Below are 14,152 nucleotides of genomic sequence, written 5' to 3'. Positions count from 1 at the left end.
CGATACCGGCATTGACCTGTCACTCACTTATCCGGAAAGACCTTCCATGACACAGCAAATCTTCGTCAATCTTCCTATCAAGGACATGAACCGCTCCAGGGAATTCTTTACCCGTCTCGGTTTTTCGTTCAATCCGCAATTCACCAACGACCAGGGCGCCTGCATGGTGGTGGCCGACAATATCTTCGTGATGCTGCTGGTGGAGAGCTTCTTCCAGACCTTCACCAGGAAGCCCGTGGCCGACGCCACCAAGTCCACAGAAGTGCTGGTCTGCCTGTCCTGCGACAGCCGCGCCAGGGTCGATGAACTCGTCGCCAAGGCGCTGGCCGCCGGCGGCACCGCGCCGAACCCGCCCCAGGATCACGGCTTCATGTACGCGCACGGCTTCGAGGATCCCGATGGCCATGTCTGGGAGCTGGCCTACATGGACATGGCAGCCGCTGGTGCACCGGGCAACGCCGGCAACGCCTGATGCATTCGGCCACGCATCAGGCGATCGACGCCGTCTGGCGCATCGAATCGGCGAAGATCATCGCAGGGGTGGCGCGCCTGGTGCGCGACATCGGCCTTGCCGAGGAACTGGCCCAGGATGCGCTGGTCGCGGCGCTCGAGCACTGGCCCACCGGCGGCGTGCCGGACAATCCAGGTGCCTGGCTGATGGCCACCGCGAAGAACCGGGCTCTCGACCATCTGCGCCGCAGCAAGCTGCAGGATAGCAAGCTTGCGCAGATCGGCCATGACCTGGAGGCGCAGGAAGCCCTGGTCGTGCCCGACTTCGTGGACGCGCTCGACGCGGCCAGGCAAGACGAGATCGGCGACGATCTGCTGCGCCTGATCTTCACTGCCTGCCATCCACTGCTGTCGACCGATGCCAGGGTGGCCCTGACGCTGAAATTGCTGGGCGGCCTGACCACGCACGAGATCGCCCGCGCCTTCCTGGTGTCGGAGCCGACGATCGCGCAGCGCATCGTGCGCGCCAAGCGCACGCTCGGCGAGGCGCGCGTGCCCTTCGAGGTGCCGCGCGGCGATGCGCTGGCAAAGCGCCTGGCTTCGGTGCTGGAAGTCGTGTATCTCGTGTTCAATGAAGGCTACACCGCCACCGCCGGTGAAGACTGGATGCGGCCCGCGCTGATCGACGAAGCGCTTCGGCTCGGACGCATGCTGGCGGAGCTGGCGCCGTCCGAGCCGGAAGTGCTCGGCCTGCTCGCACTCATGGAGTTGCAGGCATCGCGCGCCAAGGCGCGCACCGATGCCGAAGGACGGCCGGTGCTGTTGATGGACCAGGACCGTTCCCGCTGGGACCGCCTGCTGATTCGCCGCGGCCTCGCGGCGCTGCAGCGGGTGGAGGCACTGGGCGAGCTGCGCAGCCCGTACGCACTGCAAGCCGCCATCGCCGCCTGCCATGCACGCGCGAGCGCCGCAGCCGATACCGATTGGGCCTTGATCACCGCGCTGTACGGCACGCTGGCTCAGGTCAGTCCCTCGCCGGTGGTCGAATTGAACCGCGCAGTGGCGGTCGCCATGGCATACGGCCCGGCCGCTGGGCTTGAACTGATCGATGCCCTGCAGGAGGAACGCTCGCTGCAGAATTATCAGTGGCTGCCAAGCGTGCGAGGCGATCTGCTGGCCAAACTGGGGCGCAACGAGGAAGCAAGTGCCGAATTCACGCGGGCGGCCGCGCTCGCGCGCAATGTGCGCGAGCGCGAGCTGCTTCTGGAACGTGCTGCCAAACTCTAGTCATTTGCGCCGGGAACCGCGCTTCGGCGCCAGCATCACGCCGGTGCAGCCGGGCGCCCCGCAATGGCAGGCGAAAGCGCGCTTGACCGCCGCGGTATGGCGGCCATCGTAGATGAGCGCATAGTTGTAATGAAGCTCTTCGCCGCGCGCGATTTCCTGCAGCGAATAAATGAACACCCGGCCGTCTTCATGTTCCATCGCTTCGCAGTTGGGCTCGCAGCAGTGGTTGATGAAGCGCGCATCATTGCCCTGGCTGCCGCCGTCGATGACCAGTCCGCTGGACAGGGTGAAGAAGAACGTATGGTTCAGCGGACCGCCCTTGGCTTCGGAACGGCGCAAGGCTTCATCCCATGCAATATGTTCACCCTTGTACTCGATAATGCACTCGCCGGGCTCGATCCGGCGGCGCGCAAACACGCCGGTGCCGTGCACCTTCGACGGCTTGACGATATAGACAGGCAGGGTCTTGTTGCGAAGGGCGGCGGGCATGGTCTCTTGGAAGAAGGTTGGGGAATCAGGCTTTGGAACGGGTCTTGGAGAAGACGGCAATATCGAATGTAACTCAACTGGCATGACCGCATATGACATCCCTGAATAAAGATGCAGATGGGACTCCAAGCGCGCTGCTACCTGAGCCTCCGGCGGCCGGTTCCACTGCGGTGGTTGCCGGGAACGAAGAAACAGGTTTGAACGCGAAGCCTATGGAATAAGGACCGGATCCAAGTGAGGCTGTCTCAAATAGTCCAAACGAACCAGATTGCCGCCATTTGCCGGTTCGGTGCTCACTGACCGGCAGTTACTTCGAGGCCGTTTTTATTTGATGGAACTATGCGCCGTCTCCATCTACTCATACGTGCCTTGCTCAACTGCTTAATTGCTTGACAATCGACTGGCTAATGTCATGAGCCAGGTATTTATCTCTATTGGATTTTCCCCGGTGTTTCGACCTATGCCCAGCATTCCCGCTTCTCCTGTTGCAACATGCGTCAATGTGAAATTCAAACCGACGCTTGGCGCACATGGTCCCGTCAACGAGAGCACATCTCCTTCCGCTGCGACAGCACTGGGAGCACTTGAACAGTATCAGATTGTCGCATCCGCACTGCGGCATCTGAAGGACGCCTGCCATGCCTACACTGCCGATGCGGGAGAGCCAAATTTCAAACAGCTCTTGGCCTTGCACGACACGGCGATAAAACTGCACGAGGCAATGACTGCCGCCGAGCGGAACAACGGTAGTACGGCGGGAACGACGCGCGCTGTTTGCGACGAAGCGCAACTTCACTTGACACAAGTAACGACGGCTAATCCCGCGAACCTGTCCATCCGGCTCGCCGAATTGGACGAGCGGGTAAAGCGTTTCCTGTCAGGTGCTCATGCACTTGCCAACTTTCCGAATTTGCGCGCAGCCGCACTGGCCTACGTTTCGGCACTCAATGCCCAGCCGCTTCAAAAACGAAACGGCGGCAGGCGCACAACAGCCGACATACACGAGGCGACGTGGAAAAAGATCCGTGAGGAGGCATGCAGTCCGGGCGCACCAGCTGCTCTTCTAAAAAGACTCTCCGCGGCACAGGACAAGGGAAAGGGAAAGGCCGGAATGACAGGCGCTCAAACCGGTGCCACATCCGCCAACCCGGAAAGAGACCGCTTCGCCATCAAGTTGCAGGCCCAGTTGCGCGGGAGAGAAATTCGAAAACAGCTAACCGTTGAGAAAATCGCAGAGGGAATCACTCATGTTGCCTTGCGCGCCAATGCAGATTTCCTCCAACGTCTGCACGTCGGTGGGTTGAAGACTGAAAGGGGCCCCAAGATTGTGGACTATTTGGCAGTTAGCAACAGGCTCTTCAGCTTCCACGTTTCAGCAAGTGACCGACTTGTTTCCAACGCCGTCAAGGATAAGTCCCTTCGTGAAATCCTGTGCAGCTATCGGCCTTCGAATGGCACAGTCGTCTATGTCAATGCGTCTTACTTCAACCTGGGTCAAATGACAGCACCCGGCATGCCGTCTCACGCCACTATCGGCGAGGCCGGGATACCGGGAGCACCGCCTATTCCTCATGTTCCCGTTCCGGCGGATTACCGGCGCGACTATCATCGGATTGCTTTCGATGATCGCTCATTCGTCACGGTCGGACCGCTTCTATCCCAGGGCGGAAAGGCGAAATTTCTACCAAGTCAACTCAAGAAACCGAAGTATCAATATAGTCGAGGCACGGATTTGCCGGGACAACTTGGTCACGCAGGCCAACCAAATCCGAGAAGCGCAATCAGCCTTCCGGCCTCCACCTCAAAAGCTTCCAAACCGACGTTCTATGATGACCGTACGCGGTTGGTGCTTGTTCGTGAAGATATCCGCAGCTGGGACGGAATGTCCTTGCCGGAACTTTCATCACTAATGGCAAGACTTGACCGGCTCAACGGTCATCCCGGCGCCTCTTACAACCTTGACGGAGGAAAGTCGGCAATGTTGGGCGTGCTCAACAAAGATGGAAGCCACTTATGGCAAGGGCGGCAGATTTTTCCTGGATCAGCCTCCACTTTCATTATCGCGGCCGCCAATGATTTCACGAGCGCCAATTAAACTCTTCCGAGTATGAATTCTGTCCGTATCCATCTTTTCATATCCGGGTCCGATGGGCCGCTCTTCCAGTTGGGGATACCGATCAGGCGAACGAAAACGAAAACCTTGCAAAGTGACGCCCTTGTGATCGACGTCCTAATCGGGTCTTGCAGGAGACGGTAGTATCAAATGCAAATCCATTGGCGTGACAGCATATGACATCCATCAATCAAAACGCAGAGAAGGCGCTGCGCGCGCCGGCCTGGTGCGGGCTGGCGCTTGGCATCATCCTGCAGGCTTCGGGAATGCACGCGCAAGCGGCCGATGCCGGGCGCCTGGCGGAATTGATCAACGCCTACCGGCAGTCATCCGGGCGCTGCGCCGGCGCACCGCGCAGCGTCGCCGGTCCGCTCGTCCCGGACCCGGCCCTGGACAGAATGCGCCTGTCTTCCGGGTCGGACCTGCAGCAGGCATTCAAGAACGCCGGTTATCAGGCCGCGCTCGCCGAAGCCATCGTCATCAGCGGACCGCAGAACGATACTGCGGCCATGGCGGCCATCAGCGAACGCTATTGCAGGTCGCTGGCAAAGCCGGAGTACACGCACGTCGGCGTCGCGCGCTACGGCGATACCTGGCAGGTGGTCCTGACCAAGCCATTGCTGGCTTCCGATCAGGGCGATCCGGACGCCGCCGGCAGGAAGGTTCTTGCGCTGGTCAACGCCGCCCGGGCCCGACCGCGCAGCTGCGGCGGCAAGCGCTTCCCGCCAGTGCCGGCGCTGACCTGGAACGACAGGCTGGCAAAGGCGGCGCAGGCGCACAGCCGCGACATGGCAACTCACAACTATTTCCGGCACAAGGACAGGAGCGGCGCGCAGGCCGGTGAGCGCGCCAGCCAATCCGGCTATCGCTGGAGCCGGATCGGCGAGAACATCGCGGCCGGACAGGGATCGGCGGAGGACGCAGTCAGCGGCTGGCTGGCCAGTCCCGGTCATTGCGCCAATATCATGAACAAGGACTTCAAGGAAATGGGGGCGTGGTTCGCCGTCGAGCCGCGCAGCGATCTGCAAATCTATTGGACGCAGGTCTTCGGCGCATCGCGTTAGAGCGCTTTCCTCGATGGCATGCCTTTGCGGCAAATATCAGGCAGCCGAAGCGGCACCGCGCCAGCCTTCCATGCAGGGATTTAACAGGCCTATCATAAACAGCGGGATAATCTCGAAAATTTATGTTGCGAAGCACAGACAGTTTATCTTCCTCCATTTACCGGGGCACATCGCAGTGATATTGTTGCTGGGCAATTCCAACCCTTTCTGTTTTCGCCCGCTCCGCCATGCTGATTCGTGATCTGACCGCCATTCTTGTCCGTACTGCCATTGCTTCCGTTTCGGTCTCCGCGCTCGCCGTTGCTTTCGCAAGCTATCTCGGAAGCTGATTCCGACGGTCGCCGATTGGCTGCAAAAAGTTGTATTGCCGGTAAGCGCTTCAATAGGCGCTTACCGGTTCACTTCCCATCCCAAGTCTCGATTCCCACCTCCGCCCCTGCCCTTGCTGTTTTCCTACCATTGAAGAAGCACCGAGGAAAACTTGCGGCTGCTCAATACCTTGTTGTAACAAACCGTCATGCTGTGTCTTCACTACGGAGGACACATGTCAACTCTTCTGCTAAGCGTCTATGAGCAATGGGTCATACTTTTCTACATAGCCTGCGCCGTCGGCGCAATGCTGTGGTCGCTGCCGCGCGACCATTGATGCCGGCACGGCGACGTCTGTTCACCTCATCCATTTCCTTGCACTTTTCCGGCATGCAACTCAGGCCTGGTCCGATTTCAATGTTTATGCCGGAGCAAACAGGAAGCGCTGCGTAAACAGCGAGGGTATTTCCGCCGCCGGCAGAGCCCGAGCGATCAGGTAACCCTGCACTTCATCGCAATGCAGCCGCTGCAGGCTGCGCAATTGCTCGGCGGTCTCCACCCCTTCCGCAACGACCCGGATATCCAGCGCCTCGGCCATGGAGGTCACGGCGCGGAACATGACTTCGCCATTGCCGTCCGCCAGCGCGGTGGTGAATGCCCGATCGACCTTGAGCACATCCACGTCGAGCTGATGTAGCTGGGCCAGCGAAGAATAGCCGGTGCCGAAATCGTCGATCAGCAGCTTGACACCCAGCCTGCGCAGTTCAATGAGCTGGCGGCGGGACGCGACGCTGTTGTCCAGCATTGCCGATTCGGTCAGCTCGACTTCGATCAGCGCCGGTTCGATCGCATGCCGCTGCAGGCAATCCTCGATGAATCCCGCCAGCCGCTCGTTGCGCAGCTGATGCGCCGACACGTTCAGCGATACCGGAACGATAGCCATGCCGCAGGCTTTCCATTCCGCCACCTGCGCGCATACCTTCTCGATTACCAGTTCCCCCAGCGGCATGATGAGACCGGTGTCTTCGGCCAGGCCGATGAAGTCGTTCGGATAGATCATTCCGCGCTCCGGATGCTTCCAGCGCACCAGCGCTTCCATGCTGCTCAGCCTGCCGCTGACGGCTTCCACCCGCGGCTGGTAATGCATCACGAACTGGTCGGAAGCGACCGCGTCGCGCAGCGCCCTTTCCTTGTCCAGCTTGAGCAGCAGCGTGTCGGACAGGTGGGAATGATAAAAATGATAGCGTCCCTTGCCGGCCGCCTTGGCGGCGTACATGGCGATATCGGCATGCTTGAGCAGCGTGTCGCTGTCGCCTCCGTCCTGCGGAAACAGGCTGATGCCGATGGAGGCATTCACATGATGGCCGTCGGTCGCGCCCAGAGTGAACGGCTCGCCGATGACCCTGACGATATGCAATGCGACGCGCGACACGTCGTCCACCAGTTCGACGTTTTCCAGGACTACGATGAATTCGTCGCCGCCGAGGCGCACCACATGATCGCTCGCGCGCAGCACGCTTTTGAGGCGGACGGCGGCGGAGCGCAGCAGCTCGTCGCCGGCGTCATGGCCGAGGGTGTCGTTGATATTCTTGAAATTGTCGAGGTCGATGAATAGCAGCGCCAGCGAGCTGTCGCGCCTGTCGCTGCCCCGCAGTGCCTCCGGAAGGAAGGCCGACAGCCAGTGCCGGTTCGGCAGCATCGTCAGCGCATCGGTATTGGCCAGGCGAGACAGCGCGAACTCATGTTCCTTGGCTTGCGATATGTCGCGCATCGTGAGCGCCAATCCGTCTCCCGAACGCACTATCCTGCGGTACACCCAGGTCGCCTGCAGCCGGCTGTCCTTCGGTACCCGGAACTCGTCCTCATGGAAGCCGCTGTCGAGCGCGCGCCGGAACAGGGCGAACAGGTCTTCGCGATATTCCTTGGGTACGAACTCCGAAAAGCGCAGTCCCTTGAGGGAGGCTTTCGGCAGGCGGAGCAATTCGGCGCCGCGCTCGTTGCAGTCCACGTAGAGAAAGTCGGTGATGAAACCATTGCTGCCGCGTACCGGCCGTAGCATGTAAAAGCCTTCGTTCGCGGCATCGGTGGCAAGCCGCATGGTCGCCTGGATTTCCTCCTCGCGCCGCTTGCGCCATGCCAGGCGCGATGTGAAAAACATACCGGCGCAGGTGAAGGCGGCGGCCAGTGCGCTGATCGCATAGGCGAAGCGGCGATAGGTGGATGCGGTGTGTTCGAAGGCGGCGAAGGCATTCTTTTCCGCAATGGCGGCGAGCGCAACGACCGGGTACCTGTTGAGCCGCTGCCAGGACAGGAAACGCGCCTGCCCGTCGACGAATTCTTCCCGCGGTTCGATTTCGGTTCCCGTATCCGATGGGAAAACCGGGTCCTTGCGGTAGTACATCTTGCTAGGCTGGGCGCCTGTCTTCGTGGCGATCAAGGCGCCGTTGATGAATCTGACCGAAACGAAGTCGCCGACGCCCAGCGTTTGTGCGTCATGGAAGGCGGTCAGGTAGGACGGCTCCACCACGATGACGGCAACGCCGTCGAAAGTTCCGTCCGTGTCGTTCATGCGACGCGTGAACCGGACGACTTCGCGCCCGAGCCGCCTGCCGGGACTAACCTCGCCGATGTGCAAGCCGCCGTCGGGGCTGGCGCTGTGCCGCTGAAAAAAAGGCATGTCCGCGAAATTGGGCCGCGTCGGCGATTGCATTGTGGTACTGACGATATTTCCGTGGCGGTCGAGCACCGTCGCATACAGCTGCGCGCTGGCGGGAAACAGCCCGCGATCCCGCTGGCGCTCGAGATCGACGCTCGCGCCCGGCTCTTCCCAGGAATAACGCAGCAGCAAGGTAAGCTGGTCGATTTCCTGGATGGTTCTTTCCAGCTGCGCCGCATAGGCACGCGACAGGCTTGCCGACAGCCGCAACGCCGCGGCCTCGGCCTCGCGTCTTTCCACCCCGATCAGCGACAGGGTAAAGGCCCATAACAGATAGATGACCGAACTTCCGATTGCCAGCCAGAGCAGCATCGGCCACAGATGTCCGTAGGCCTCGCGTGCCGACTTCAATCGTCCAACTATGCGGTGGGCATGCGAAGGCATGGAGCGGATATCTGGTTGATGTCTTTGATGGACAGCATGGGGCCGATAAAGTTGTCAGCACTCATCGCAGCCACGCCGGAGGCTTGGTACGGCTCCGTACATAGAAGGCGCTATTGTGTCATCTCAAATCCCGGGACTTCATGCTTGTTATTCTTTACCCATGCCGGCTTAGCTCATCGGGTAGAGCAGCTCAAATGTAATGAGCAGGGAGGGGGTTCGAGTCCTTCAGCTGGCACCATATTCGCGCTCCGCGCGGCCATATCGTCATGCCTCGCATGCACGTCTTGGCCGCCATCAGGCCCGTTGCCGCCGCTTGCCGTATACTGGGCCAACCTCCAACGACATGCCTCCCGCATTGCTGCCTTGAATCTGATCGCACTGATCCTGATGATGGTGCTTGCGCATATCGCCTTCACCGGCGGCCGCGTCGCACTCACCCTTCTCGCCATCGACTTGCAAGCCACGCCCTTTCAGGTCGGCCTCATCATCAGCCTGCTGGCGGTCATCCCGATGCTGTTCTCGGTGCATGCCGGCCGCTGGACCGACAGGACAGGCGCCGCACGGCCCACGCTGATCGCCAATCTGATGCTCTGCGCCGGCTCGCTGGCGGCGGCGCTCATGCCTTCGCTGGCCATGCTGTGCGCCGCCAGCGTTCTGCTGGGTTCGGGCTTCATGATTGCGCATCTCGCGATCAACAATGCGGTCGGCCGCGCCAGCACGCCGCAGAATCGCACGCGGGCTTTCTCCATGCTGGCCCTGGGCTTCTCGGTGTCCACCGTGCTGGGGCCTGTCATATCGGGCTTGCTGATCGATGCGGTCGGTCATCGGATGGCATTCCTGCTGCTTGCGCTGTTCCCGGTGGCGGGATTGCTGGTGCTCCACCGCTTCGGCCGCAATGAACAGCCTGCGCCAAAAGCCGAGGCAGGGCGCAACAAGCCGCGCCTCATGGACCTGCTTGGCCATGCGCCGCTGCGAGCGGTCTTCGTTGCCAGCGGACTGCTGTCGATGGCATGGGACCTGTTCACTTTCATGGTGCCGATCCAGGGCGCGCGCATCGGCCTCTCCGCCTCCACCATCGGGCTCATCATGGGCACCTTCGGCGTCGGTACGTTCGTGGTGAGGCTCGCCATACCCAGGCTGATGCTGTCCGTGTCGCAATGGGGCGTGCTGGTGGGCGCTCTCGGCCTGACCAGCGCCGTCTATCTTCTCTTTCCGCTGTTTACATCGGTACCGGTGCTACTACTGCTCGCATTCATTCTCGGCCTCGGTCTGGGCTCCGCGCTGCCCACCATCATGAGCCTGATCCATGAGACCGCGCCGGCCGGCCGGACAGGAGAAGCGGTAGGCGTGCGTTCAACGCTGATCAATACCAGCCAGACCGTGCTGCCCACCGCATTCGGCGCGCTGGGAGCGGTGGTGGGCACCATACCGGTGTTCTGGACGCTGGCCGCGGTGCTGGCCTGCGGCGCCGCCTTTGCGCGGCGCAGGCGTCCGGCGAAATCCGACGATCAGTAAACCTCAACCAAAGCTCAACAACAGCGAGCCGTCAACGGCAATGGTGAAAGCCTCACCACTGCCGCGCGTACATGCTCTCGAACTTTTCGGCCGGCAGGGGCGCGCTGAAGTAGAAGCCCTGCACTTCATCGCAGCCATGCTCCTGCAGGAACGCAAACTGTTCCTTCGTCTCCACGCCTTCGGCGATGACGCGCTGGTTCAGGTTCCTCGCCAGGTCGATGATCGCGCAAGTGATGGCGGCATCGTCGCGGTCATCCGGAAGGTCGCGGATGAATGATCGGTCAATCTTGAGCGTATCGGCCGAAAACAGCTTGAGCTTGCTGAGGCTGGACGAACCGGTGCCGAAGTCGTCGATGGAAACGCTCACGCCAAGCCCCTGCAATTGGCGCATCAGCTTGATGGCATATTCGAAGTTCTGCATCACCGTGGTTTCGGTGATCTCCAGGTCGAGATAGGCCGGGCTCAAGCCGGTGCTCTTCAATGCATTGTGCACCAGGTCGGCAAAATTGCCGCTTCGGAACTGCGCAGCCGAGACATTGACCGAGACCTGCAGCGGCAGGTAGCCCGCGTCCTGCCATGCCTTGTTCTGGCGGCAGGCTTCTTCCAGCACCCATCTGCCGAGCGGTACGATCAGGCCGCTTTCTTCGGCGATCGGAATGAACTCCACCGGCGATATCGGCGGCCGGCCGTCGGTCGGTTTGAAACGCACCAGCGCCTCGACGCCGATCAGGCGGCCGTTGCTGACCGACACCTTCGGCTGGTATTCGACCGCAAAGCCGCCTTCCTCGAGCGCGATGCGCATCTGGCGCTCGATGCTGGCGCGGCGCACCGCTTCATGCGTCATGTGCGGCGCATAGAACTGGTAATTGCGCTTGCCCAGCGACTTGGCATAGTACATCGCGGCATCGGCATGCTCCATCAGCGCCTGCGGTTCCATGCCATCCTTGGGAAACACGCTGATGCCGATGCTGGCGGACAAATACATTTCATCCTCTCCCACCTTGTATGGCTGCTCGATGGCGGTGATGAGCTTGCCGGCGATGAGGCCTGCATCGTCGTTGGCCCGCGTTTCGGCAAGCAGCACGACGAACTCGTCGCCGCCCAGCCTGGCAACGGTATCGGATTCTCGTACCACGTCCCTGAGCCGCTGCCCGATCTGGATCAGCACGTTGTCGCCGGCCTGATGTCCGTGGGTATCGTTGATCGGCTTGAAGCGGTCGAGATCGATGAACAGCAGCGACACGCTGCCTGCCTTGCGGCCGGCCGCCTTGATTGCCTCGCCCAGCCTTTCATTGAGCAGGACGCGGTTCGGCAGGCCGGTAAGCCCATCATAATGCGCCAGGCGCGCCGCCTTTTCGAGCGCCTGCATCTTTTCCGACTGCTTGATCGAGACCAGGCGTTCGAAGGCAAGCAGCGAGCGCGCGCACCAGCCGACCACCAGGGTCAGCACCAGCGCGATGATGATGGTTTCAATCGCGAGCGCGGTCCGGATATCGATCATTCCCACTTCATGGCCGAGCAGCACCAGCCAGTTCAGCAGTATCGGCGTAATGATTGCCGTCGGCAGCAACCGCCGCGCCGCCAGGCCCGCGTAGCTGCGGTTGGTGAAGTAAAACATGAAACCTTGCTGGGCCTGGGCCAGCAGGATGCCGGCGTTGAGCAGGATGAAACAGGCGACGGTCGGAATGGCAATGCCACCGTAAGCATTGAATTCGTAGAGGGAAGCCAGGCCGTATAGATACGCCACCGCAAGCCCGGTCCAGGCAAACATCGAGACGGCGGCCAGCTTGACGCCCCGCGAACTCCAGCGCTTCTGCTGCAGCATCAGCAGTGTCGCGCCGGTAATGATCATGCCGCAGGAAGTCGGCACCGACATGCGCCCGGGATTCCGGTTTGCGGCGGTGTAGGGATCGCGCTGCAGCAGTTCATCGATGCCGACATTGACATCGAACAGGTATTGGATCATGTTAAGCAGGCCGATTGCCGCCATGAGGCCCGCGAGCCCTCGCGCTGCTCGCCGGACAGCGAGCCTGCGATGCTTCCCGATATGGAGCCATAGCGACACGGCACCGCACGCAAGTCCGATGATGGTGTTTACCTTCATCTGGTAGAGAGCGACTCCGGACTCGGTCAGTATCGGTTCATACCAGGCCCAGCCGGCGAAAACCAAAGCGCAGATTCCCAGCACGGTGAGGCCAAGAAACTGGGCGTAACGTGAATAGCGGTCGGGGGAAAAGGAAGGAAAGGAGTCCATTGTAGTTATCTAATTTTCTGTAGGACGTACTTCCCTGGCCGTGGTTCCCTCGCGACAACAGGTTTAGCGCACTTCTTTAAGTTGCCTCATGGATTGTTCGAACTCTTCCACGAAATACGCAAGCGTCGTGCAAGACCGCCGGCATTCCTTCGTCTGAGCTTCAACAAAGAATTGAATAAAATGCCATGCCTGTGGTCATAAGGGCTGGCCCTGTTCCAAAGGCAATTTCCATGACCAATGCCCAGTGGTTCCTGTTGATCGGCTTGCTGATGCTGGCACGCGGCCTTGCCGCGACCACCATCATGCGGCTGCCGATCACGTCGGCCATTTTCTACCTGAGCGTGGGCTTGCTGCTCGGGCCCACCTTCCTGAACCTGTTCCGCTTCGATCCCATCGAGCAGTCGGGCGTGCTTGAAGTGCTCACGGAAATCGCGGTGCTGATTTCGCTGTTTTCGGCCGGGGTGAAGATGCCGGTGCCGCTGACCCTGAAACGCTGGGGGGCGCCGATTCGGCTGGCCTGGGTCTCGATGTCGATTACCGTTGGGCTGGTGGCCGCTTTCTCCTACTTCGTTCTCGAACTGCCGCTGGGCGCAGGCATCCTGCTTGGCGCCGTCCTGGCGCCGACCGATCCGGTGCTGGCGACTGACGTGCAGGTCAGGCATGCCGGCGACAAGGATCAGCTGCGCTTCGTACTGACCTGCGAGGCCGGCATGAACGACGGCAGTGCGTTTCCCTTCGTCATGCTGGGCCTCGGCCTGCTTGGGCTGCATGAGCTCGGCGAATTCGGCATGGAATGGTTACTGCGCGACGTGCTATGGGCGACCGTAGGCGCGATTTTGATCGGCGCTGGCGGCAGCTCCCTGCTGGCACGGCTGGGATGGAAGCTGCGCGGCGGTGGCAACAAGCATGAAGTGCTCGACGACCTGGTCGGCCTTGGGCTGATCGCCGTGGTGTACGGCTTGAGCGTGTGGCTCAAGGCCTGGGGTTTTCTCGCGGTGTTCTTCGCCGGCGTCGCGCTGCGCCATACCGAACTGGTGCTGGCCGGTGCGCCGCGCGACAAGCAGGGCTTGCTGGAGCAGGATCCCGCGCGAACCGAGGCAGCCAATGCAGCGCCGAACAACGAACCGCCGCTGATCGTCAGCGCCGAGGCGCTGGTGTTCAAGGAGCACCTCGAGCGCCTGTCCGAATTGATCCTGGTGCTGCTGCTCGGCGGTATGATCGTGCTCGGCTCATGGAGCTGGCGTGCCGCCGGCGTGGCCCTGTTCGTGTTCTGCATCGCGCGTCCGGTCAGCGTCTGGATCGGCCTGATGGGATCGGGCACCTCGCATCGCCTGCGCCAGATCACCGGCTGGTTCGGCGTCAGGGGCATCGGGTCGATCTATTACCTGATGTATTCGATCCAGCATGGGCTTGAGGAAGCCCTGGCCCGGGAATTGACCCAGATCGTGCTGACCGTGGTCATGCTGTCGATTTTTGTGCACGGCATCAGCGTCAAGCCGCTGATGGACCGTTTCTGGAGACGATGATTGCGGCTTTCGGTATCGCAGCAGAAGTCATGTGCCGGATCATGA

General features: G+C 61.1%; 9 protein-coding genes and 1 tRNA gene. 7 read left to right on the top strand and 3 right to left on the bottom strand.

Annotated elements, in window-relative coordinates:
- The first annotated feature begins 46 nt into the window (after positions 1-46).
- Both RY831_RS21385 and RY831_RS21380 read left to right on the top strand, forming a co-directional pair.
- Entirely contained in the window at positions 47-472 is a 426-nt protein-coding gene (locus tag RY831_RS21385; RefSeq protein ID WP_326508405.1) for a VOC family protein, read from the top strand.
- Positions 472-1,737 (top strand): RNA polymerase sigma factor, encoded by a 1,266-nt coding sequence (locus RY831_RS21380; protein WP_326508404.1) that lies wholly within the window; start codon positions 472-474, stop codon positions 1,735-1,737. Before RY831_RS21385 ends, RY831_RS21380 begins: the two co-directional genes overlap by 1 nt.
- Here RY831_RS21380 and RY831_RS21375 read toward each other — a convergent pair whose 3' ends face one another.
- Positions 1,738-2,226, bottom strand: coding sequence for an SET domain-containing protein (locus RY831_RS21375; RefSeq protein WP_326508403.1), 489 nt, complete (start codon positions 2,224-2,226; stop codon positions 1,738-1,740).
- Positions 2,227-2,638: 412 nt separating this feature from the next.
- Here RY831_RS21375 and RY831_RS21370 point away from each other — a divergent pair, with 412 nt between their 5' ends.
- Together RY831_RS21370 and RY831_RS21365 are read left to right on the top strand one after the other, a co-directional pair.
- Positions 2,639-4,321, top strand: coding sequence for a hypothetical protein (locus RY831_RS21370; protein ID WP_326508402.1), 1,683 nt, complete (start codon positions 2,639-2,641; stop codon positions 4,319-4,321).
- 194 nt (positions 4,322-4,515) lie between these two features.
- Positions 4,516-5,403 (top strand): CAP domain-containing protein, encoded by an 888-nt coding sequence (locus RY831_RS21365; RefSeq protein WP_326508401.1) that lies wholly within the window; start codon positions 4,516-4,518, stop codon positions 5,401-5,403.
- A gap of 730 nt (positions 5,404-6,133) precedes the next feature.
- Here RY831_RS21365 and RY831_RS21360 read toward each other — a convergent pair.
- Entirely contained in the window at positions 6,134-8,812 is a 2,679-nt protein-coding gene (locus RY831_RS21360; protein WP_326508400.1) for a bifunctional diguanylate cyclase/phosphodiesterase, read from the bottom strand.
- A gap of 162 nt (positions 8,813-8,974) precedes the next feature.
- On the opposite strand from RY831_RS21360, the gene RY831_RS21355 reads away from it, so the two are divergent.
- Both RY831_RS21355 and RY831_RS21350 read left to right on the top strand, forming a co-directional pair.
- A tRNA-Thr gene (locus RY831_RS21355) sits at positions 8,975-9,050 on the top strand.
- A 125-nt stretch (positions 9,051-9,175) separates the two neighbouring features.
- Positions 9,176-10,327, top strand: a complete 1,152-nt coding sequence (locus tag RY831_RS21350) for an MFS transporter (RefSeq protein ID WP_326508399.1) — start codon at positions 9,176-9,178, stop codon at positions 10,325-10,327.
- Between the two features lie 52 nt (positions 10,328-10,379).
- On the opposite strand, the gene RY831_RS21345 is transcribed toward RY831_RS21350, so the two are convergent.
- Positions 10,380-12,581, bottom strand: coding sequence for a putative bifunctional diguanylate cyclase/phosphodiesterase (locus RY831_RS21345; RefSeq protein ID WP_326508398.1), 2,202 nt, complete (start codon positions 12,579-12,581; stop codon positions 10,380-10,382).
- A 230-nt stretch (positions 12,582-12,811) separates the two neighbouring features.
- Here RY831_RS21345 and RY831_RS21340 point away from each other — a divergent pair, with 230 nt between their 5' ends.
- A complete protein-coding gene (locus RY831_RS21340; RefSeq protein WP_326508397.1) occupies positions 12,812-14,107 on the top strand; it encodes a cation:proton antiporter in 1,296 nt (431 codons plus the stop codon).
- Positions 14,108-14,152 lie beyond the last annotated feature (45 nt).

The organism is Noviherbaspirillum album (genome assembly GCF_035916955.1).
GTDB lineage: Bacteria > Pseudomonadota > Gammaproteobacteria > Burkholderiales > Burkholderiaceae_D > Noviherbaspirillum > Noviherbaspirillum album.
The sequence above is the reverse complement of the archived record's forward strand: the minus strand, read 5'-3'. Positions and strand labels throughout refer to the sequence as shown.

Bases quoted from the DNA above. Each gene is read 5' to 3' on its own strand.
- RY831_RS21385 (WP_326508405.1), top strand. From the start codon at position 47: ATGACACAGCAAATCTTCGTCAATCTTCCTATCAAGGACATGAACCGC.
- RY831_RS21380 (WP_326508404.1), top strand. From the start codon at position 472: ATGCATTCGGCCACGCATCAGGCGATCGACGCCGTCTGGCGCATCGAA.
- RY831_RS21375 (WP_326508403.1), bottom strand. From the start codon at position 2,226: ATGCCCGCCGCCCTTCGCAACAAGACCCTGCCTGTCTATATCGTCAAG.
- RY831_RS21370 (WP_326508402.1), top strand. From the start codon at position 2,639: ATGAGCCAGGTATTTATCTCTATTGGATTTTCCCCGGTGTTTCGACCT.
- RY831_RS21365 (WP_326508401.1), top strand. From the start codon at position 4,516: ATGACATCCATCAATCAAAACGCAGAGAAGGCGCTGCGCGCGCCGGCC.
- RY831_RS21360 (WP_326508400.1), bottom strand. From the start codon at position 8,812: ATGCCTTCGCATGCCCACCGCATAGTTGGACGATTGAAGTCGGCACGC.
- RY831_RS21345 (WP_326508398.1), bottom strand. From the start codon at position 12,581: ATGGACTCCTTTCCTTCCTTTTCCCCCGACCGCTATTCACGTTACGCC.
- RY831_RS21340 (WP_326508397.1), top strand. From the start codon at position 12,812: ATGACCAATGCCCAGTGGTTCCTGTTGATCGGCTTGCTGATGCTGGCA.